This is a genomic window from Streptomyces sp. NBC_01092, from assembly GCF_045039535.1.
Taxonomy (GTDB): domain Bacteria; phylum Actinomycetota; class Actinomycetes; order Streptomycetales; family Streptomycetaceae; genus Streptomyces.
In genome coordinates this window covers 9,223,152-9,242,907 of sequence record NZ_CP108659.1, presented here as the reverse complement: position 1 = coordinate 9,242,907, position 19,756 = coordinate 9,223,152, and the positions used below count along the sequence as shown (strand labels likewise).

Sequence of the window (19,756 nt, the reverse complement as noted above, 5' to 3'; positions counted from 1 at the left end):
AGGTGGCCATCACGCCTCCGGGAACTTGGGGGCCGGAATGCCGACCGACTGGAGTTCGGCGCCGACCGAGGTGGGCCAGACGTCGGCCAGGGTGTCGGGGGTCCAGCCGCCGTCCGCGAAGGCCGCCGAAATCTCCTGCGGATGCGACCAGAGTGCCACCTTGTCACCGCCGATGCCGATGGCCTGGCCGGTGATGCCGCGGGCGGCCTGGGAGGCGAGGAAGGGGACGAGGGCGGCGCAGTCCTCGGGGGTGCCGAAGCCCTCGCCCTTGCGCAGGAAGTCCGGCAGCGGCTCGCCGTTCTTCATCGCCTCGACGTACGGGGCGAAGGCGGGGATGGTCTCGGTCATCGCGGTCGCGGCGACCGGCACGATCGCGTTGACGGTGATGTTCGCGCGGCCCAGCTCCATCGACCAGGTGCGGGCGAAGGCGGCGATACCGGCCTTGGCGGCGGCGTAGTTCGTCTGCCCGAAGTTGCCGCGCTGCCCGGCCGGGGAGCCGACCAGGATCAGGGTGCCGCCCTCGCCCTGCTCGCGCATGCGGACCGCGGCGGCGCGGGCGCAGGTGAAGGTGCCCTTGAGGTGGGTGGTGAGCACCGCGTCGAAGTCGTCGTCGGTCATCTTCCACAGGACCTTGTCGCGCAGGATGCCCGCGTTGGTGACGAGGATGTCCAGTCGGCCGAACTCTTCGACGGCCCTGCTGATCAGGCGGTCCGCTGCCTCGCTCGTTCCGACCGGGACGACCTCGGCCACGGCGGTGCCGCCCGCCTCGCTGATGGACTTCACGGCCGCCTCGGCCACGGCCTCGTCGACGTCGTTGACGACCACGCGGGCGCCGTGGGCGGCCAGGGCATGGGCGTAGGCGAGGCCGAGGCCCCGGCCGCTGCCGGTGACGACGGCGGCCTTGCCGGTGAGATCGATGCTGGGCACGGGCGGGTCCCTTCGGATGGGGGTTCGAGTGGGGTGCGAGTCGATGTAGGAGCGGTGCGAGATCGAAGGTAAGAACAATAGTTGTTGACGTCAATAGTTGTTGCTGACTCGTCCTTGCGTCATGCTGGGGCGGTACGTCCGCACGCCCCACCCGGGGCCTCGACCAGGGAGCCCGCCATCGCCAGCCGGCAGACCACGAACCCCGCACCGATCGACGCCGACGAGCCGTGGATGCGCGGACTGCACGCGGACACGGGCTATCTGCTGTACCGCCTCGGCCTGCGCTCCGGTCAGCTGTTCAACTCCTTCCTCCAGGAGTCCGGCCTTCGCCTGCGCCACTACGCGCTGCTGCGGTTCCTCGCCACCACCCCGGGCGCGCTCCAGCGCGAGCTGAGCGCGTCCCTCGGCTACGACCCGAGCGCGATCGTCGGCCTGGTCGACGACCTGGAGAAGCTGGGCTTCGCCGAGCGGCGTCCCGCCCCCGACGACCGGCGCAGCCGGATCATCGTGCTGACCGAGGGCGGCCGGGCGTTCCTGCGGGACACCGACGAGGCCGGGCAGCGCGTCACCAACGAGCTGGTCGGGCCGCTCGACGCCGACGAGCGCGAGCAGCTGCACACGCTGCTGCAGAGAGTCGCCGAGTCCGGGCTGGGGTGACGGGATGCCGATACCGGCCAGGCATGCGCGCTCCGCGCCGGACCGGCTGTTGTCCGTGCTCGGGGCCTTCGATCTGGAGCACCCGGCGCTGTGCCTGACGGACATCAGCCGCCGCGCCGGGCTGAGCCTGAGCACCGCGCACCGGCTCGTGGCCGCGCTCACCGAGTGGGGCGCTCTGGAGCGGGACGACTCCGGGCTCTACCACGTGGGGCTACGGCTGTGGGAGCTCGCGGCCCTGGCGCCGCGCGGGCTGGCGCTGCGGCAGATCGCGCTGCCGTATCTGGAGGACCTGTACGAGGCGACGCACGAGAACGTGCAGTTGGCGGTCCAGGACGGGCCCGAGGTCGTCTACATCGAGTGGCTTTCGGGGCGCTCGGCGGTCGGGGTGCACATCCGCGTCGGGGCGCGCTGGCCGCTGCACGCCACGGGGGTCGGGCTCGCGCTGCTCGCACACAGCGACGCGGACTCACAGGAGGCGTACTGCGGCGGCGGGCCGCTCACCTCCTTCACGCCGTACACCGTCACCGATCCGGCCCGGCTGCGCCGCATCCTGGCCGACGTCCGGCGCACGGGGGTGGCGGTGAGCAGCCGACAGGTCACCGACGACGCGCTGTCCGTCGCCGCCCCGGTGCGCGGTCCGGGCGGGGCGGTCGTCGCCGCCGTGTCGGTCGTCGTACCCCAGGCGGACGCCCAGGTGCCGGTGCTGGTGCCTGCGGTGCGGCTGGCGGCCCGGGGGATATCGCGGGGGCTGGGGTGGCAGCCGGAGAAGCGGGCGTAGACAGCGGCCCGGCCATGCGGATATCCCTCTCACCGGTGAGGACGAGCCCCGAGTGGCCTGGCGATACTGAAAGAGCCCTTGCCCCGAGGAGCCGCCCGTGTCCGCCCGTTCCTGGATCGCCCCCGTGGTCGAACGCCTGCGCACGGCCAACCCCTACGCCGTCGACTCGGCGCTCGCCGCGCTGGTGCTGTTCGCCGTCTCGCTCCAGTGGATCTTCCCCGACGACGGCGACGTTCGGCTGACCTGGCAGGGCTGGCTGATCGGCGCCGCGACCGCGGTGCCGCTGGTGTGGCGGCGCAGGGCGCCGTTCGCGACCGCGTGGGCGGTGTCCGTCGCCACCCCCGCGCAGGCCGTCTACCACGCGCCGCCGCCGGACGTGATGTACGGCGGCATGGTCGTCCTGTACACGATGGCCACCCTGGGCAAGCCCTGGCAGCGGCGGGTGATGCTGGTCGGCTGGCTGGTCGGCGTATCGCTGACGATGCTGCACAAGGAGGACCCCCGGCCCTTCGAGTACGCCTTCCATCTGCTCAGCGTGGTGTGCGCGTACGGCTTCGGCGTGCTCGCCCGGGTGCAGCGGGCCTACACCGCCGAGCTGGAGGACCGGGCCCGGCGCCTGGAGCGGGAGCGGGCCGCCGACACCGCGCGGGCCATCGCCCAGGAGCGCTCCCGGATCGCCCGGGACATGCACGACATCCTCGCCCACGCGGTAAGCCTGATGGTGGTGCAGGCCGAGGCCGGACCGGTGGTGGTGCGCAGTGATCCGGCGCGCGCGGAGGCCGCGTTCGACGCAATCGCGGCAGCGGGGCGGGACGCGATGGCCCAGCTGCGCCGGATCCTCGGCGTGCTCAAGGAGCCGCAGGGCAAGGGCGGTTCGTGGCGGTTGCCGCAGCCGGGCGTCGCCGAGCTGCCCGGTCTGGTCCGCCAGGTCGGCGAGTCCACCGGTCTGCGCGTACAGCTGCGCACCTCCGGCACGCCCCGCCCGCTGCCCCCGGACACCGAGGTCGCCGCCTTCCGGGTGGTCCAGGAGGCTCTGACCAACACCGTCAAGCACGCGCACGCCACCTCCGCTACCGTCGAACTCGACTGGACGGAGGACGAGTTGACGCTGACGATCACGGACGACGGACGGGGACCGGGGTCCGGTCAGGGCGGGCACGGTCTGATCGGCATCCGGGAGCGGGCCGCCGCCTGCGGGGGCAGCGCGCGGGTCGGGCGCGGGCCGGAGGGCGGCTTCCGGGTCGTCGTACGGCTGCCGGCGGCCGGCGATCGTCAGGCGGCTCTGGGATGAGCATCCGGGTGGTCGTCGCCGACGACCAGGAACTGGTGCGGGCCGGGTTCAGCATGATCCTGGAGGCGCAGCCGGACATCGAGGTGGTCGCCGAGGCCGGGGACGGCGCCGAGGCGGTCGCGGCGGTGCAGCGGCACACGCCCGACGTGCTGCTGCTCGACATCCGCATGCCGGTCATGGACGGCCTGGACGCGGCCCGGCGGGTGTGCGGGCAGTCGAGCTGCAAGGTGGTCATGCTGACCACGTTCGACCTGGACGAGTACGTGTACGAGGCGCTGTGCGCGGGCGCGAGCGGCTTCCTGCTGAAGGACGTGCGGCGCGACGACCTCGTGCACGCCGTGCGGGTCGTCGCGGCCGGTGACTCGCTGCTCGCGCCGACGGTGACCCGGCGGCTGGTCGCGGACATCGTGCGCCGGCGCCGCGAGGAGGCCGCGGCCGAGGTCACCCCGCAGCGCCTGGACGTGCTGACGGCGCGCGAGGTGGAGACCCTGCGGCTGCTGGCGCGCGGGCTGTCCAACGCGGAGATCGCCACCACCCTGTTCGTCAGCGAGCACACGGTGAAGACCCATGTCAGCAACGTGCTGAGCAAGCTCGCTCTCAGGGACCGGGTACAGGCGGTGATCTGCGCCTACGAGACGGGGCTCGTCGCTCCGGGATCCCCCTAGCGAGGGAGTTGCCGGCGCCTCTCCCCCGTGCGACGGAGGCCCGCAAACCGCTCCCACCGGCGATTCCGGTGACCACCCCCGCGGCGCGAGTCTGAGGGCGATCGCAACCGACCGTCCTGCCGGGAGGGACCGTGCTCTCCACACTCGCCCGGGCGGCGACCCGCCGCCCGCTCACCGTCATCGCTCTGTGGGTGCTCTTCCTGCTGCTCGGCTTCGGGCTCGGGACGGGCGTCTTCAGCCGCCTCTCGGACAACGTGGCCGACATCCCGGGCACCGAGTCCGAGGCCGCCGCGCAGTATCTGGCCCGCGCCGACCCCGCCGGGGAGTCGATCACCGGCGTCGTCGAGGGCACCGCCGTCTCCGCCCCCGCCCTGCGGGCCCAGGTCGAGCGGGCCGTCGCCGATGTGCGGGCCGTCGACGGGGTGGCTGCCGTACCCGACCCGTACGCCACCCGTGGCCTGACCGCCGAGGACGGGCGGGCCCTGATCATCCCCGTCACCCTCGAAGGCGGCCTCGACGACGCCGCCGAGGAGGACGCCGTGGACGCGGCTGCCGAGCGGATCCGGCAGATCGACGCGCCCGAAGTCCATGTCAGTGGCGGCCCGTTGCTCGGCACGCAGATCGCCGAGCGGGCCCAGGAGGACGTACGGAACGCGGAGCTGATCTCGCTGCCGGTCGTCCTCGCCCTGCTGTTGGTGGTGTTCGGCGGGCTGCGTGCGGCGGCGCTGCCGCTGGTGATCGCGGTGAGCGGGATCGCGGGGGCGTTCCTCGCGCTGTTCCTGTTCAGCGAGGTCACCGACATCTCGGTGTACGCGATCCAGGTGACCACCATGCTGGGGCTCGGACTCGCCGTGGACTACGCCCTGTTGATGGTGGTCCGCTTCCGTGAGGAACGCCGGAACACCGAGGACGTGACGGAAGCCGTGCACCGTACGGTCGCGGCGGCCGGCCGCACCGTGCTGTTCTCCGGGGTCACGGTGGCCGTCAGTCTGACCGGGCTGCTGGTGTTCCCGAGTGTCTTCCTGCGCAGCATGGGCCTGGCCGTCGCCGCCGTGGTGGTCGTCGACATGCTGGCCGCGCTCACGCTGCTGCCCGCCCTGCTCGCCAGGTTCGGCGGGAAGATCCCGCCGGCGAAGGTCCGGCCGGACGGCGAGGAGGGCCGTGTCTTCGCGCGCCTGGCCCGCTTCTCGGCCCGTCGCCGGGTCGCCGTCGTGGCCACCGTCGTCCCGGTCCTGCTGGTGCTGGCGCTGCCCGTCACCGGCATGACGATCAACCTCGGCGACGCCAAGCAGCTGCCCGCGAGCACCGAGGCACGGCAGTTGTACGACACCGTCGACGCGCACTTCCCGCCCGGCACCGGCGTCTCCCCGATCACCGTCGTGATGAAGCCTGGGACGGACACCGCGACCGCCGAGCGCATCCGGGCCCTGTCGCCGACGGCCGAGTCCCACGAGCTGCCCGGCGGCGCCACCGTCGTCCGCGTCCAACCGCCGGGCAGCGTCGACGGCGCGGAGGCCACCGCCCTGGTCGAGCGGATACGGGACGTGCGCGGCGACCAGCCGGTCGAGGTCACCGGAGCTGCAGCGCGGCTGGTGGACTTCCGGGAGATGCTCGCCGAGCGGGCGCCCTGGGCGGCGATCACCGTCCTGGCCGGCATCTTCGCCCTGCTCTTCGCCTTCACGGGCTCGCTGCTGATCCCGCTGCGCACGATCCTCACCACGCTGCTCAGCCTGGGTGCCGCGCTCGGCGTGGTGGTGTGGGTCTTCCAGGACGGGCACCTGGCCGGGCTGCTGGGCGGCGAGGGCCTGGACGCGCTGAGCCTGACCGCGCCGCCGCTGATCGTGGCGATCGCCTTCGGGCTCGCGATGGACTACGAGCTGTTCATCCTGGCCCGGATGCGCGAGGCCCGGCAGCTCTCCGGGGACGACCAGGAGGCCGTGGTCACGGGTCTGCGCCGCTCCGGCCGTGTGGTCACCTGTGCGGCGCTGCTCCTCGCGGTGGTGTTCGGCGCCTTCATGACGGGTGGCTTCGCGCCCATCCTCCAGATCGGTCTGGGGCTGACCCTGGCGGTGCTGATCGACGCGACGGTCGTACGGATGCTGCTGGTCCCGGCGACGATGGCGCTGCTCGGCCGGCGTGCCTGGTGGGCGCCGAAGCCGCTGCGCCGGGCGCACGACCGGTTCGGGCTGCACGAGCAGGCCCCCGCGCCCGCGCCCCCGGTGACGACGAAGGCCTGACGCCTGCGCAGTGCGTCGCTCTAGAGGCGGACGGTCATCCTCACGGTCACCTCGTCACCGGACCCGAGACCCTGCGGCCCCCGCACCGCGTTCTTGAGCGGCAGCAGATAGCCGCCGTCCTTGGGGAAGAGCGAGGTCGCGAAGGCGACCTCGCCGACCGTCGCCTCGACCGGGATCACGCCCCAGCCGTAGGTGGCCATCGCGGCCACCTCCCGGATGTCGGCGCACTCCTGGTCCGGGACCGGGACGAAGTAGTACGGCGCCGGTCCGCGCCATTCGATCACCGAGCCGGTGAAGGCGAGTTCCATACGGTCCGGGCTCCTTCTGTCCGCCGAGTCGTCCCTCACAAAAATCTCAGACTGCCCTGCCTGGTTTCAAAGGATCGCCCCAGGAAGAAAACGCACGATGCACGCGTACCGCAACAGAACTCATGAAGGCGTGCCGTGGGCGTCCCGCACATATCGAACCCGTCCGAGCCGCAGCCGGGACGGTGGTCCCGGCGGGGCGTGCTCGCGGTCCTCGGGGTGGTGCCGGCCGCGGTACTGACCGGGTGCGGTGGGTCGGCGGACGCGGCATCCCCGGACAACTCGGCGGACGCGAAACCGGCCTCGTCCGCGCCGGAGCCGTCGATCTCGGTCACCCCCGCCGACGGCACCGAGAAGGCCGACTTCACCAGTCCCGTGGAGGTCACCGTGACCGACGGCACGCTCACCTCCGTCAAGGTCACCGGGAGCGACGGCTCCGCACTCGACGGGGCCTTCAACGAGACCCGTACGAAGTGGACTTCGGCGACGAACCCGTACTCCGGCACCAAGTACACCGTCACGGCCCGGGCGAAGGGCACGGACGCGCGGACGACGACCTTCACCACCGACTCCCCCGCCGACACCTTCGTCGGCTACTTCACCCCCGAGGCCGACTCCACCTCCGGCGTCGGCATGCCCGTGTCGATCGACTTCACGCACGCCGTCGCCGACAAGGCTGCCGTCGAGAAAGCGATCACGGTGACCGCCGAGCCCGCGGTCGAGGTCGTCGGGCACTGGTTCGGCGACACCCGGCTGGACTTCCGGCCGGAGTCGTACTGGGCGGCGGGGACCACGGTCAGCCTGCGGCTGAAGGACGTCGAGGGTTCGGACGAGGTCTACGGCGTGCAGTCCAAGGACGTCACCTTCCACATCGGCCGCGAGCAGATCAGCACGGTAGACCTCGCGGCCAAGGAGATGACGGTCGTCCGGGACGGCGCGGCCGTCGCCACCTACCCGGTCAGCGGCGGCGACGCCGAGCACACCACCTGGTCCGGGATCATGGTGATCAGCGAGCGGTTCGAGCAGACGCGGATGGAGTCCTCCACGGTCGGTCTCGGCGACGAGTACGACATCTCCGACGTCCCGCACGCCCAGCGGCTGACCACGTCCGGCACCTTCGTCCACGGCAACTACTGGGCGTCCGCCTCGGTGTTCGGCAACGAGAACACCAGCCATGGCTGTGTGGGCCTGCACGACGCGAAGGGCGCGAGCGACGCATCGGCCGACGGCTACAGGTTCTACGAGAGCTCCATGCTCGGCGACGTGGTCGTCGTCGAGAACTCGGGCGAGCGGACCGTCGATCCGGCGGGCGGGCTGAACGGCTGGAACCTGTCCTGGGCGCAGTGGAAGGCGGGCAGCGCGCTCCAGGACCTGTCCGCCTTCACAGAGTGAACTTCCTTGTGATGCAAGGGATTTCTCTGCTTCACCTCTTGACGACCGGAGTGCCGGGGAGCACATTGGCGACACTTTGAGAGCGCTCTCAGAACCGTCTCCAAGCGCCCTCGACAGCGCACTCACCCACTCCCCACTCCGTACACCGAGAGGCAGCACCCCCATGAGTGACCCCTCCGGCATACACCTCAGACGCCGCTCCCCAAGGCGCGCGCTCCTCGCCGTGCTCGGCACGCTCGGCCTGGTGGCGGCCGCCGCCACCGTCGCCGTCCCGTCCGCCAACGCCTCCGCGCCCACGCCCCCGTCGGGCTGGACGCAGGTCTTCCTGGACGACTTCGACGGCGCCGCGGGCTCCGGCGTGAACACCTCCAACTGGCAGTACGCGACCGGCAAGGGCTATCCCGGCGGCCCCTCCAACTGGGGCACCGGCGAGATCGAGACGATGACGAACAGCACGGACAACGTCTCGCTCGACGGCAGCGGCAACCTCCGCATCACCCCGCGCCGGGACGGCTCCGGCAACTGGACCTCCGGTCGTATCGAGACCAACCGCACCGACTTCCAGCCCCCGGCGGGCGGCAAGCTGCGGGTCCAGTCCCGCATCCAGATGCCGAACGTCACCGGCGCGGCCGCACGCGGCTACTGGCCGGCGTTCTGGATGCTGGGCGCGCCCTACCGCGGCAACTACTGGAACTGGCCGAGCGTCGGCGAGCTGGACATCATGGAGAACGTCCAGGGCCTCAACACCGTGTGGTCGACGATGCACTGCGGCACGAGCCCCGGCGGGCCGTGCAACGAGACGACGGGCATCGGCGGTTCCCGCGCCTGTCCCGGCAGCACCTGCCAGGCGGGCTTCCACACCTACGCGGTGGAATGGGACCGCTCGACGAGCCCGGAGCAGATCCGCTTCTACGTCGACGACATCAACTACCACACCGTGCGGGCCGATCAGGTCGACGCGACGACCTGGAACAACGCCACCAACCACGGCTTCTACATCATCCTGAACGTGGCGATGGGCGGCGGTTTCGTCGACGCGTTCGGCGGCGGCCCGGACGGCGCGACCGTGCCCGGCCACTCCATGGTCGTCGACTACGTCCAGGTGCTGTCCAGCGGGGGCGGTACGACTCCCCCGCCGACGGGCAACCGTGACGCCTACAGCGCCATCCAGGCCGAGTCCTACGACAGCCAGGGCGGGGTGAGCACCGAGTCCACCTCCGACTCGGGCGGCGGCCAGAACCTCGGGGCTCTCGCGGGCGGCGACTGGGCGCTGTACCGGGGCGTCAACTTCGGTTCCTCGGCGGCCACTCAGTTCGTCGGCCGGGTGGCGAGCGGTGCGGCGGGCGGCGTCAGCGGACTGGTGGAGGTGCGCCTGGACAGCCGCAGCAATGCGCCCGTCGGCAGTTTCGCGGTGGGCAACACAGGTGGCTGGCAGTCGTGGCGGACGGTCCCGGCGAACATCAGCGGGGTGAGCGGCACGCACGACGTCTATCTCACCTTCACCAGCGGCCAGCCGGCGGACTTCGTGAACGTCAACTGGTTCAACTTCGGCCACTGACGGCCGTGTCGGCCGGTGCCCCGCGAGGGAGGTCCTCGCGGGGCACCGGTGCGCTCAGTGCCTGCGTCGCAGCGCGCGGACGACCTTCGGCAGGGCCGTGCCGAGGAGGAGAGCGGTCAGGGGAAGGACGACGTCGCTCCAGGGGTCCCGGATCGGTTTGTACGTGGCGACGCCACCGCGCATCTCGATGTAGCCGAGGGGCCTGGCCTCGGCCCCTCCCCCGCCGCCTCCACCGTCCCCGGTCCTGCCGGCCTCGACCGCCCGCCCCGCACCGCCGCCGAAGCCGAAAGAGACCTTGGCGACCGGGATGACGGTGACGCCGTCGACGGTGACGGGCTTGCCGTAGACGGCGGCGACCGCCTCGGAGGCTCGACCACCGAGCTTGTCGGCCAGGCGTTCCAGGAGGGTGGCGGAGGCGTCGGCCGCCGGGGCGTCCGGATGCGGCAGGGACACGGAAGTGGAGTCCGGATTGTCTTCTTTATCGGCTGTCATACAGGTTTCGTAGGCACACGGGATTCCCCTGTCAAGGGACCTCGCCGCAACTCCGAGGTCATGTCAACGAAGCTCCGCCCGGAACGCCGCCGGTGTCATCTCCGTGTGCTGATGGAAGAACTTGGAGAAGTTCGCGGCGTCCGGAAACCCGACCGCCACTCCGACCCGGCCGATCGGCATGTCCGTGTGGGCCAGAAGCCGCTTCGCCTCCAGGATCACCCGCTTGTCGATGAACCCCTTGGGTGTCTCGCCGGTCGCGGCGCGGACGGCGCGCACCAGGGTGCGCCGGGAGTAACCGAGCTGATCGGCATACGCGCTGACGCTGTGGTTGGTGGCGAAGCCCTGCTCCACCGCGTCCCGGAAGAGGGTGAACGTCGTGTCGCCCTGATGGCGCGCCGCCTCCGCCGAGCTCGCGGCGAGATGGGCCAGGCGCAGCAAGAACGCCGTCAGCGAGTGCCGTAGGACTGCGGTGTGCAGGCTCAGCGGAAGGGTCGTCGTGTCCTCGTATTCACGTTGGAGCTGGGCGAGCGCCGAGCGCAGGGCGGTGAGCTGGCCTTCCTCGGGGTGAAGCAGGGGCGGGAGGTCGTAGCGGTAGAGGCCGGTGGCCTCGACGGTGGCGCGGGGCAGGAAGCCGGGCTGCATGGTCAGGACGGTGCCCCGGTAGGCGCCGGTTCCGGAGAAGCGGTGGACCTGGCCGGGGCGGATCCACAGCAGGTCGCCGGCCCGCGCCTCGTACTCGGCGAAGTCGATCATGTGGCGTACGGGGCCCTCGCTGAAGAGCATCACGACGTGGAAGTCGATGCGGTGGACGCGTTCCAGCGGTGCGTCGGCGGCGTGCCAGGTGCGGCCGGCGCCCATCGGGCCGACCTGCATGCCGACGCCGAGGACGCTCAGATCGACCGGGAACGGAAACGTCCGTATCGCATCGCCGCGTTGAACCCTCGCGTCCGCCATATCCGCCATGCCCGCCATGTCCGTCTCGTGCCGTCTCACTCGTGCGTGGCTCCCGCTCAGGCGTGCGCGGCGCTCGTCGCGGTGTCCCACTTTCACCACAGCCTGACACACGGCGACCTTCCCTCGTAAAAGTCAGACTTTTACTTTTGAACGCGTTGGACCAGCTACTTCGCTCCGATCGAGGACTTTTTGAAGATGAGCACGCAGACTCCGGACAGTTTCGAATGGACCGAACTCGACCGGCGTGCCGTCGACACGGCCCGTCTTCTCGCGGCCGATGCCGTGCAGCGGGTCGGTAACGGCCACCCGGGCACCGCCATGAGCCTCGCGCCCGCCGCGTACACGATCTTTCAGAAGGTGATGCGGCACGATCCCGCCGACCCCGAGTGGACCGGGCGGGATCGCTTCGTCCTCTCCCCCGGGCACACCTCGCTGACCCTCTACACCCAGCTGTTCCTCGCCGGGTACGAGCTGGAGCTCGACGACCTCCAGGCGTTCAGGACCCATGGTTCGAAGACGCCGGGTCACCCCGAGTACGGCCACACGGCAGGGGTCGAGACGACGACCGGGCCGCTGGGGCAGGGTGTCGCCAACGCCGTCGGCATGGCGATGGCCGCCCGCTACGAGCGCGGTCTGTTCGACCCGGAGGCTCCCGAGGGCGAGTCCCCGTTCGACCACACCATCTGGGCGATCGTCTCCGACGGTGACCTGCAGGAGGGCGTCTCCGCCGAGGCGTCCTCGCTGGCCGGCCATCAAAAGCTCGGCAACCTCGTCTTCCTCTACGACGACAACCACATCTCCATCGAGGGCGACACCGCGACCGCGTTCTCCGAGGACGTGCTGGGGCGCTACGAGGCCTACGGCTGGCATGTGCAGCGGATCGAGCCGGAGCTCGGCGGCGACATCGACGTCCACGCGCTGTACGCGTCGCTCAAGGCCGCGCAGGCCGAGACCGAGCGCCCCTCGATCATCGCGATGCGCACGATCATCGCCTGGCCCGCCCCCAATGCGCAGAACACCGAGGCCTCGCACGGCTCCGCGCTCGGCGCCGACGAGATCGCCGCCACGAAGCGCATCCTCGGCTTCGACCCGGAGCAGTCCTTCGAGGTCGCGGGCGAAGTCCTCGCCCACTCCCGCCGCGCCCTCGACCGGGGCGCCGAGGCGCACGCGGCCTGGGACAAGCAGCTCGGCACCTGGCGCACCGCCCACCCCGAGCGCGCCCTGCTGTTCGACCGGATCGTCGCCGGTCAGCTGCCCGAGGGCTGGGAGTCCTCCCTCCCGGTCTTCGAGGAGGGCAAGTCGGTCGCCACCCGCGCCGCCTCCGGCAAGGTGCTCCAGGCCCTGGGCAGGGTCCTCCCCGAGCTGTGGGGCGGCTCCGCCGACCTCGCCGGGTCGAACAACACCACCATCGACAAGGCGAGTTCGTTCCTGCCGAAGGGCAACCCGCTGCCCGAGGCCGACCCTTACGGCCGCACCGTCCACTTCGGCATCCGAGAGTTCTCGATGGCCGCCGAGATGAACGGCATCGCGCTGCACGGCAACACCCGTGTCTACGGCGGCACGTTCCTCGTGTTCTCCGACTACATGCGCAACGCCGTGCGCATGTCCGCGCTGATGCAGCTGCCGGTGACGTACGTCTGGACGCACGACTCCATCGGCCTCGGCGAGGACGGCCCGACGCACCAGCCGGTCGAGCACCTGGCCGCGCTGCGCGCCATCCCGGGCCTGAACATCGTCCGCCCGGCCGACGCCAACGAGACCGCGATCGTCTGGGCCGAGATCCTGCGTCGGCACTCCACCGACCCGGCCCCGCACGGCCTCGCGCTGACCCGCCAGGGTGTTCCGACGTACGCGCCCGACTCCGAGGCGGCGAAGGGCGGCTACGTGCTTCAGGACTCGTCCACCGAGGCCCCCGAGGTCGTCCTCATCGCGACCGGCTCCGAGGTCCACCTCGCCGTCGCCGCGCGCGAGCGGTTGGAGGCCGACGGGATCGGTACCCGGGTGGTGTCGATGCCGTCCGTGGAGTGGTTCGAGCAGCAGCCGCGCGAGTACCGCGAGAGCGTTCTGCCGCCGGCCGTGAAGGCGCGGGTCGCCGTCGAGGCCGGGATCGGACTCACCTGGTACCGCTTCGTGGGCGACGCCGGACGCATCGTCTCCCTGGAGCACTTCGGCGCCTCCGCCGACGCCGGGACCCTGTTCGCCGAGTACGGCTTCACCCCTGAGAACGTCGCCGCCGCCGCCAGGGAATCGCTGGCCGCCGCGCGTGGTTGATCCGACCGCCAGAAAGAAGATGATCACTGTGAGCACCGAAGCGACCGCGACCGCGGGAGCCCTGAAGCGCCTCTCCGACGAGGGCGTCTCGATCTGGCTGGACGACCTGTCGCGCAAGCGGATCGAGTCCGGCAACCTCGCCGAGCTGATCGCGCACAAGAACGTCGTCGGCGTCACCACCAACCCGTCCATCTTCCAGGCCGCGATCGGCTCCGGTGAGGGCTATGAGGAGCAGCTCGCCGACCTCGCGGTGCGGGGCGTCACGGTCGACGAGGCCGTGCGCATGATGACGACGGCCGACGTCCGTGCCGCCGCCGACATCCTGCGGCCCGTGTTCGACGCCACCGGCGGCCGGGACGGCCGGGTCTCCATCGAGGTCGACCCCCGCCTCGCCCACGACACGGCGGCCACCATCGCCGAGGCCAAGCAGCTCGCCTGGCTCGTCGACCGCCCGAACGTGATGATCAAGATCCCGGCGACCAGGGCCGGCCTCCCCGCGATCACCGAGGTCATCGGCTTCGGCATCAGCGTCAACGTCACGCTGATCTTCTCCCTGGAGCGCTACCGCGAGGTCATGGACGCCTACCTGGCCGGTCTGGAGAAGGCCGCCGCGCACGGCCTCGACCTGTCCGGCATCCACTCCGTGGCGTCCTTCTTCGTCTCCCGCGTCGACGCCGACATCGACAAGCGGCTGACGGCGATCGGCACGGACGAGGCGCTCACGCTCAGGGGCCGGTCGGCGCTCGCCAACGCGCGCCTCGCCTACGAGGCGTACGAGGATGTGTTCGGCTCTGCCGACAGCTCGACACGGGGCGGTGACCGCTGGATCGCGCTCACCGGCGCCAGGGCCAACAAGCAGCGCCCCCTGTGGGCCTCGACCGGCGTGAAGGACCCGGCGTACAAGAAGACCCTGTACGTCGACGAGCTGGTGGCGCCCGGCACCGTCAACACGATGCCCGAGGCCACCCTCGACGCCACCGCCGACGGCGGCGAGATCACCGGCGACACGGTGACGAGCGGCTACGCGCAGGCCCGCGCCGACCTGGCCGCCGTCGACGCGCTCGGGATCTCGTACGACGACGTCGTCACCCGGTTGGAGGACGAGGGCGTCGCCAAGTTCGAGGTGGCGTGGCAGGACCTGTTGGACGCCGTCAAGAAGTCGCTCGGCAGCAAGGGAGCTGACGCGGAATGACCTCCGACCAGGACACCCCCGACTGGGACAACCCCCTGCGCGACGCACGCGACCGCCGTCTGCCCCGGATCGCGGGCCCGTCCGGGCTCGTCATCTTCGGGGTGACGGGCGACCTGTCCCGCAAGAAGCTGATGCCGGCCGTGTACGACCTCGCCAACCGCGGCATGCTGCCGCCGGGCTTCTCGCTGGTCGGGTTCGCCCGCCGGGACTGGGAGGACGAGGACTTCGCGCAGATCGTGCACGACTCGGTGCGCGAGCACGCCCGTACCGAGTTCCGTGAGGAGGTGTGGCACCAGCTCGCCGAGGGGATGCGGTTCATCCCGGGCGACTTCGACGACGACGCGGCGTTCGACCAGCTGCGTGGGACCGTCGAGGAGCTGGACAAGGCGCGCGGCACCAGCGGCAACTACGCCTTCTACCTCTCCGTACCGCCGAAGCTCTTCCCGAAGGTCGTGCAGCAGCTGAAGAAGCACGGCCTCGCGGACGCCCCCGAAGGGTCCTGGCGGCGGGCGGTCATCGAGAAGCCGTTCGGCCGCGACCTCGGAAGCGCCCATGAGCTGAACGCGATCGTGCACGACGTGTTCGACCCGGAGCAGGTCTTCCGGATCGACCACTACCTCGGCAAGGAGACCGTCCAGAACATCCTGGCGCTGCGGTTCGCGAACCAGATGTTCGAGCCGATCTGGAACCGGTCGTACGTCGACCATGTGCAGATCACGATGGCCGAGGACATCGGCATCGGCGGCCGTGCGGGCTACTACGACGGCATCGGGTCGGCCCGTGACGTCATCCAGAACCACCTGCTCCAGCTGATGGCGCTGACCGCCATGGAGGAGCCGGCCGCCTTCGACGCGGCCTCGCTGCTCACCGAGAAGCTGAAGGTGCTCAGGGCGGTGAAGCTGCCGGAGGACCTGGGCAGGCACACCGTGCGCGGGCAGTACGCAGGCGCCTGGCAGGGCGGCGAGAAGGTGCCCGGCTACCTCGACGAGGACGGGATCGACGCGAAGTCGAAGACCGACACCTACGCCGCCGTCCGGCTCAACGTCGACAACCGGCGCTGGGCGGGCGTGCCGTTCTATCTGCGCACCGGCAAGCGGCTCGGGCGTCGGGTGACGGAGATCGCGGTCGTGTTCCAGCGGGCGCCGCACTCCCCGTTCGACTCCACCGCCACGGAGGAGCTCGGCCAGAACGCGATCGTCATCCGCGTCCAGCCGGACGAGGGCGTGACCGTGCGGTTCGGCTCCAAGGTGCCGGGCACCTCGATGGAGATCCGGGACGTGACGATGGACTTCGCGTACGGCGAGTCGTTCACGGAGTCCAGCCCCGAGGCGTACGAGCGGCTCATCCTGGATGTCCTCCTCGGGGACGCCAATTTGTTCCCCCGTCACCAGGAAGTGGAAGAGTCCTGGAAGATCCTCGACCCGATCGAGGAGTACTGGGACACGCACGGCAGGCCGGCGCGATACGCGTCCGGGAGCTGGGGACCCGAGGAAGCCGACGAGATGCTCGCACGAGACGGACGGAGCTGGCGCAGGCCATGAAGATCGACCTGAGCGACACCACGGCAAGCAAGATCAACAAGGCGCTGGTGCAGGGCCGCCGCGCGATCGGTACGCCGGCCGTGGGCATGGTCCTGACGATGGTGATCGTCACGGACGAGGAGAACGCCTACGACTCGATCAAGGCCGCCGAGGAGGCCTCGCACGAGCACCCCGCGCGCACCCTGGTCGTGATCAAGCGGCACGCCCGCACGCCGCGCGACCGCACCCGGTCCCACCTGGACGCCGAGGTCCGGGTGGGCGCCGACGCCGGCACCGGCGAGACGGTCGTGCTGCGGCTGTACGGCGAGGTGTCCGACCACGCCGACTCGGTGGTGCTGCCGCTGCTGCTGCCGGACGCGCCGGTCGTCGTGTGGTGGCCGGTGGACGCGCCGGAGAACCCCTCCAAGGACCCGCTGGGCGCGCTCGCCCAGCGCCGGATCACCGATCTGTACACCACCGAGACGCCGCTGTCGGACCTGGAGGTGCGCGCCCGCTCCTACGCGCCGGGCGACACCGACCTCGCCTGGACCCGGCTCACGCCCTGGCGTTCCATGCTCGCCGCGGCCCTGGACCAGGCACGGGTGCCGATCATCTCGGCGACCGTGGAGGCCGAGGCCGACAACCCGGCCGCCGAGCTGCTGGCCCGCTGGCTGGAGGCTCGCCTCCACGTCATCGCCGAGCGCGTCGTCACCGCCGGACCGGTCGTCACCGGCGTGCGTCTGGGCACCGAGAACGGCGAGATCGTCATCGACCGTCCCGAGGGCCCGCTGGCCACGCTGACCCTGCCGGACCAGCCGCCGCGCACCCTCGCGCTGAAGGTCCGCACCACCTCCGAACTCATCGCCGAGGAGCTCAGGCGCCTCGACGCGGACGAGATGTACGCCATCGCCCTGCGGGGCGAGGCCACCAAGGAGACGTCCTCTCATGTCTGAGACCCCCAAGCTCATCCGGCGTCCCGAGTGGGCGGCCCTGGAGGACCACCGCGCGGACGTCCTGCAGCGGCCCCGGCTGCGTGAGCTGTTCGCCGCGGATCCGTCCCGTGCGCAGCGGTACGTCGTGCGCGTGGGCGATCTGCGCATCGACTACTCCAAGCACCTGCTCAACGACGAGACCCTCGCCATGCTGCGCGAACTGGCCGCCGTCACCGACGTGTTCGGGCTGCGTGACGCGATGTTCCGCGGCGAGAAGATCAATGTCACCGAGGACCGGGCGGTGCTGCACACCGCGCTGCGGGCACCGCGGGACGCGGTCGTCGAGGTGGACGGCGAGAACGTGGTGCCGAAGGTGCACGCCGTTCTCGACAAGATGGGCGCCTTCGCCGACCGTGTCCGCTCCGGTGAGTGGACCGGCCACACCGGCCGCCGTATCCGCAACGTCGTCAACATCGGGATCGGCGGCTCCGACCTCGGTCCCGCCATGGCGTACGACGCGCTGCGCCCCTTCACGGCACGGGAGTTGACGTTCCGGTTCGTCTCGAACGTCGACGGCGCCGACCTGCACGAGGCGGTGCGGGACCTGGACCCGGCCGAGACGCTGTTCATCGTCGCGTCGAAGACGTTCACCACGATCGAGACGATCACCAACGCCACCTCGGCCCGGTCCTGGCTGCTGGCCGGGCTCGGAGATGGGGGTCCCTCCCGCTCGAGCGAAGCCGAGAGTGGGGGAGACAAGGCGGTGGCCCGGCACTTCGTCGCGCTGTCGACCAACGCCGAGAAGGTGACGGACTTCGGCATCGACCCGGACAACATGTTCGAGTTCTGGGACTGGGTCGGCGGGCGCTACTCGTACGACTCGGCGATCGGCCTGTCCCTGATGATCGCCATCGGCCCGGAGCGCTTCCGGGAGATGCTCGACGGCTTCCGCATCGTCGACGAGCACTTCAGGAGCGCTCCCGCCGAGGCCAACGCCCCGCTGATCCTGGGCTTGTTGGGCATCTGGTACGGCAACTTCTTCGGCGCCGAGTCGCACGCGGTGCTGCCGTACAGCCACTACCTGTCGAAGTTCACGGCGTATCTGCAGCAGCTCGACATGGAGTCCAACGGCAAGTCGGTGGACCGCGACGGACACACCGTGGGCTGGGAGACCGGGCCGGTGGTGTGGGGCACGCCCGGTACCAACGGGCAGCACGCCTACTACCAGCTGATCCACCAGGGCACCCGGCTGATCCCCGCCGACCTGATCGGCTTCGCCCGGCCGGTCGCCGAGCTGAGCGACGAACTCAAGGCGCAGCACGACCTGTTGATGGCGAACCTCTTCGCCCAGGGCCAGGCGCTCGCGTTCGGCAAGACCGCGGACGAGGTGCGCGCGGAGGGCGTGCCCGAGGAGCAGGTCCCGCACCGCACGTTCCTCGGCAACCACCCCACCACCACGATCCTCGCCCGTGAGCTGACCCCGTCGGTCCTCGGCCAGCTGGTCGCCCTCTACGAGCACAAGGTGTTCGTCCAGGGCGCGATCTGGAACATCGACTCCTTCGACCAGTGGGGCGTGGAGCTCGGCAAGGTCCTCGCCAAGCGGGTCGAGCCCGCCCTCACCGAGGGCGCCGACGTCCCCGGTCTCGATGCCTCCACCGCCGCCCTCGTGGCCGCCTACCGTGAACTCAAGGAAGTGAACTGACATGCAGCTCGGTCTCATCGGTCTCGGCAAGATGGGCGGCAACATGCGCGAGCGGATCCGCCGCGCCGGCCACACCGTCATCGGCTACGACCGCAATCCCGACGTCTCCGACGTCAAGAGCCTCGAAGAGCTGGTCCAGCAGCTCGACGGGCCGCGCATCATCTGGGTGATGGTCCCGGCCGGTACCGCCACCCAGACCGTCATCGACGAGCTCAAGGACCTGCTGTCCCCGGGCGACACGGTGGTCGACGGCGGCAACTCGCGCTGGACGGACGACGAGAAGCACGCGGCCGAGCTCGGCATCAAGGGCATCGGCTTCGTCGACGCGGGTGTCTCCGGCGGCGTGTGGGGCCTGCAGAACGGCTACGCGCTGATGGTCGGCGGCGACAAGGCGCACGTGGAGCCGCTGAAGCCGATCTTCGAGGCGCTCAAGCCGGAGGGGCCGTACGGCTATGTCCACGCCGGCCGGGTCGGCGCCGGGCACTTCTCGAAGATGGTCCACAACGGCATCGAGTACGCCATGATGCAGGCCTACTCCGAGGGCTGGGAGCTCCTTGAGAAGGTCAACTCGGTGGACAACGTCCGCGAGGTGTTCCGCTCCTGGCAGGAGGGCACGGTCATCCGGTCCTGGCTGCTGGACCTCGCGGTGAACGCCCTGGACGAGGACGAGCACCTGCTGAAGCTGAAGGGCTTCGCGCAGGACTCCGGTGAGGGCCGGTGGACCGTCGAGGCCGCCATCGACAACGCGGTGCCGCTGCCCGCGATCACCGCCTCCCTGTTCGCGCGGTTCGCCTCCCGCCAGGACGACTCCCCGCAGATGAAGATGATCGCGGCGCTGCGCAACCAGTTCGGCGGGCACGCCGTCGAGTCGAAGGAGTAGCGA

General features: G+C 70.8%; 17 protein-coding genes. 13 read left to right on the top strand and 4 right to left on the bottom strand.

Going from position 1 to position 19,756, the window contains the following annotated elements; all coding sequences use genetic code 11:
- Positions 1-9: 9 nt before the first annotated feature.
- Positions 10-927: an SDR family NAD(P)-dependent oxidoreductase gene (locus OG254_RS41795; RefSeq protein ID WP_405592731.1), complete on the bottom strand. Its 918-nt coding sequence runs from the start codon at positions 925-927 to the stop codon at positions 10-12.
- A gap of 231 nt (positions 928-1,158) precedes the next feature.
- Between OG254_RS41795 and OG254_RS41790 the strand changes: the two genes are divergently transcribed.
- From OG254_RS41790 to OG254_RS41770, 5 genes are all read left to right on the top strand, one after another.
- A complete protein-coding gene (locus OG254_RS41790; RefSeq protein WP_405592729.1) occupies positions 1,159-1,584 on the top strand; it encodes a MarR family winged helix-turn-helix transcriptional regulator in 426 nt (141 codons plus the stop codon).
- Positions 1,585-1,588: 4 nt separating this feature from the next.
- Positions 1,589-2,362, top strand: a complete 774-nt coding sequence (locus OG254_RS41785; RefSeq protein ID WP_405592727.1) for an IclR family transcriptional regulator — start codon at positions 1,589-1,591, stop codon at positions 2,360-2,362.
- Between the two features lie 97 nt (positions 2,363-2,459).
- Positions 2,460-3,653: a sensor histidine kinase gene (locus tag OG254_RS41780; protein ID WP_405592725.1), complete on the top strand. Its 1,194-nt coding sequence runs from the start codon at positions 2,460-2,462 to the stop codon at positions 3,651-3,653.
- Positions 3,650-4,318 carry a response regulator gene (locus OG254_RS41775; protein ID WP_405592723.1) on the top strand — a complete coding sequence of 223 codons (669 nt, stop codon included), beginning with the start codon at positions 3,650-3,652 and terminating at the stop codon, positions 4,316-4,318. Before OG254_RS41780 ends, OG254_RS41775 begins: the two co-directional genes overlap by 4 nt.
- Positions 4,319-4,449: 131 nt before the next feature.
- Positions 4,450-6,555, top strand: a complete 2,106-nt coding sequence (locus OG254_RS41770; protein ID WP_405592721.1) for an MMPL family transporter — start codon at positions 4,450-4,452, stop codon at positions 6,553-6,555.
- A gap of 20 nt (positions 6,556-6,575) precedes the next feature.
- On the opposite strand, the gene OG254_RS41765 is transcribed toward OG254_RS41770, so the two are convergent.
- On the bottom strand, positions 6,576-6,863 hold the full coding sequence (locus OG254_RS41765; RefSeq protein ID WP_405592719.1) for a DUF1905 domain-containing protein: 288 nt from the start codon (positions 6,861-6,863) through the stop codon (positions 6,576-6,578).
- Between the two features lie 135 nt (positions 6,864-6,998).
- On the opposite strand from OG254_RS41765, the gene OG254_RS41760 reads away from it, so the two are divergent.
- Both OG254_RS41760 and OG254_RS41755 read left to right on the top strand, forming a co-directional pair.
- Positions 6,999-8,252, top strand: coding sequence for an Ig-like domain-containing protein (locus OG254_RS41760; protein ID WP_405592717.1), 1,254 nt, complete (start codon positions 6,999-7,001; stop codon positions 8,250-8,252).
- A 163-nt stretch (positions 8,253-8,415) separates the two neighbouring features.
- Complete coding sequence (locus tag OG254_RS41755) at positions 8,416-9,810, top strand: glycoside hydrolase family 16 protein (RefSeq protein ID WP_405592715.1); 1,395 nt, start codon at positions 8,416-8,418, stop codon at positions 9,808-9,810.
- Between the two features lie 54 nt (positions 9,811-9,864).
- Here the strand turns inward: OG254_RS41755 and OG254_RS41750 are convergent, their stop codons facing one another.
- Both OG254_RS41750 and OG254_RS41745 read right to left on the bottom strand, forming a co-directional pair.
- Positions 9,865-10,302: a spore germination protein GerW family protein gene (locus OG254_RS41750; protein WP_405592713.1), complete on the bottom strand. Its 438-nt coding sequence runs from the start codon at positions 10,300-10,302 to the stop codon at positions 9,865-9,867.
- Positions 10,303-10,365: 63 nt separating this feature from the next.
- Entirely contained in the window at positions 10,366-11,256 is an 891-nt protein-coding gene (locus OG254_RS41745) for an AraC family transcriptional regulator (protein WP_405595512.1), read from the bottom strand.
- A 195-nt stretch (positions 11,257-11,451) separates the two neighbouring features.
- Between OG254_RS41745 and tkt the strand changes: the two genes are divergently transcribed.
- From tkt to gnd, 6 genes are read left to right on the top strand one after another with little or no spacing between them, the layout of a single operon-like run.
- Positions 11,452-13,527, top strand: coding sequence for a transketolase (tkt, locus tag OG254_RS41740; RefSeq protein WP_405592711.1), 2,076 nt, complete (start codon positions 11,452-11,454; stop codon positions 13,525-13,527).
- Between the two features lie 19 nt (positions 13,528-13,546).
- A complete protein-coding gene (gene tal / locus OG254_RS41735) occupies positions 13,547-14,719 on the top strand; it encodes a transaldolase (RefSeq protein WP_405592709.1) in 1,173 nt (390 codons plus the stop codon).
- Positions 14,716-16,260, top strand: a complete 1,545-nt coding sequence (zwf, locus tag OG254_RS41730; RefSeq protein WP_405592707.1) for a glucose-6-phosphate dehydrogenase — start codon at positions 14,716-14,718, stop codon at positions 16,258-16,260. The genes tal and zwf overlap by 4 nt, the downstream gene beginning before the upstream one ends.
- Entirely contained in the window at positions 16,257-17,192 is a 936-nt protein-coding gene (gene opcA, locus OG254_RS41725; protein ID WP_405592705.1) for a glucose-6-phosphate dehydrogenase assembly protein OpcA, read from the top strand. Before zwf ends, opcA begins: the two co-directional genes overlap by 4 nt.
- Positions 17,185-18,873 (top strand): glucose-6-phosphate isomerase, encoded by a 1,689-nt coding sequence (pgi, locus tag OG254_RS41720; RefSeq protein ID WP_405592703.1) that lies wholly within the window; start codon positions 17,185-17,187, stop codon positions 18,871-18,873. The genes opcA and pgi overlap by 8 nt, the downstream gene beginning before the upstream one ends.
- 1 nt (position 18,874) lies before the next feature.
- Positions 18,875-19,753 carry a phosphogluconate dehydrogenase (NAD(+)-dependent, decarboxylating) gene (gnd, locus tag OG254_RS41715; RefSeq protein ID WP_147996645.1) on the top strand — a complete coding sequence of 293 codons (879 nt, stop codon included), beginning with the start codon at positions 18,875-18,877 and terminating at the stop codon, positions 19,751-19,753.
- Positions 19,754-19,756 lie beyond the last annotated feature (3 nt).

What these genes read in the sequence shown, in the direction of transcription:
- OG254_RS41745 (WP_405595512.1), bottom strand. Translation starts at nt 11,256, where the DNA reads ATGGCGGACGCGAGGGTTCAACGCGGCGATGCGATACGGACGTTTCCG.
- tal (WP_405592709.1), top strand. Translation starts at nt 13,547, where the DNA reads ATGATCACTGTGAGCACCGAAGCGACCGCGACCGCGGGAGCCCTGAAG.
- OG254_RS41755 (WP_405592715.1), top strand. Translation starts at nt 8,416, where the DNA reads ATGAGTGACCCCTCCGGCATACACCTCAGACGCCGCTCCCCAAGGCGC.
- gnd (WP_147996645.1), top strand. Translation starts at nt 18,875, where the DNA reads ATGCAGCTCGGTCTCATCGGTCTCGGCAAGATGGGCGGCAACATGCGC.
- OG254_RS41790 (WP_405592729.1), top strand. Translation starts at nt 1,159, where the DNA reads ATGCGCGGACTGCACGCGGACACGGGCTATCTGCTGTACCGCCTCGGC.
- OG254_RS41775 (WP_405592723.1), top strand. Translation starts at nt 3,650, where the DNA reads ATGAGCATCCGGGTGGTCGTCGCCGACGACCAGGAACTGGTGCGGGCC.
- tkt (WP_405592711.1), top strand. Translation starts at nt 11,452, where the DNA reads ATGAGCACGCAGACTCCGGACAGTTTCGAATGGACCGAACTCGACCGG.
- OG254_RS41785 (WP_405592727.1), top strand. Translation starts at nt 1,589, where the DNA reads ATGCCGATACCGGCCAGGCATGCGCGCTCCGCGCCGGACCGGCTGTTG.
- opcA (WP_405592705.1), top strand. Translation starts at nt 16,257, where the DNA reads ATGAAGATCGACCTGAGCGACACCACGGCAAGCAAGATCAACAAGGCG.
- OG254_RS41750 (WP_405592713.1), bottom strand. Translation starts at nt 10,302, where the DNA reads ATGACAGCCGATAAAGAAGACAATCCGGACTCCACTTCCGTGTCCCTG.
- pgi (WP_405592703.1), top strand. Translation starts at nt 17,185, where the DNA reads ATGTCTGAGACCCCCAAGCTCATCCGGCGTCCCGAGTGGGCGGCCCTG.
- OG254_RS41765 (WP_405592719.1), bottom strand. Translation starts at nt 6,863, where the DNA reads ATGGAACTCGCCTTCACCGGCTCGGTGATCGAATGGCGCGGACCGGCG.
- zwf (WP_405592707.1), top strand. Translation starts at nt 14,716, where the DNA reads ATGACCTCCGACCAGGACACCCCCGACTGGGACAACCCCCTGCGCGAC.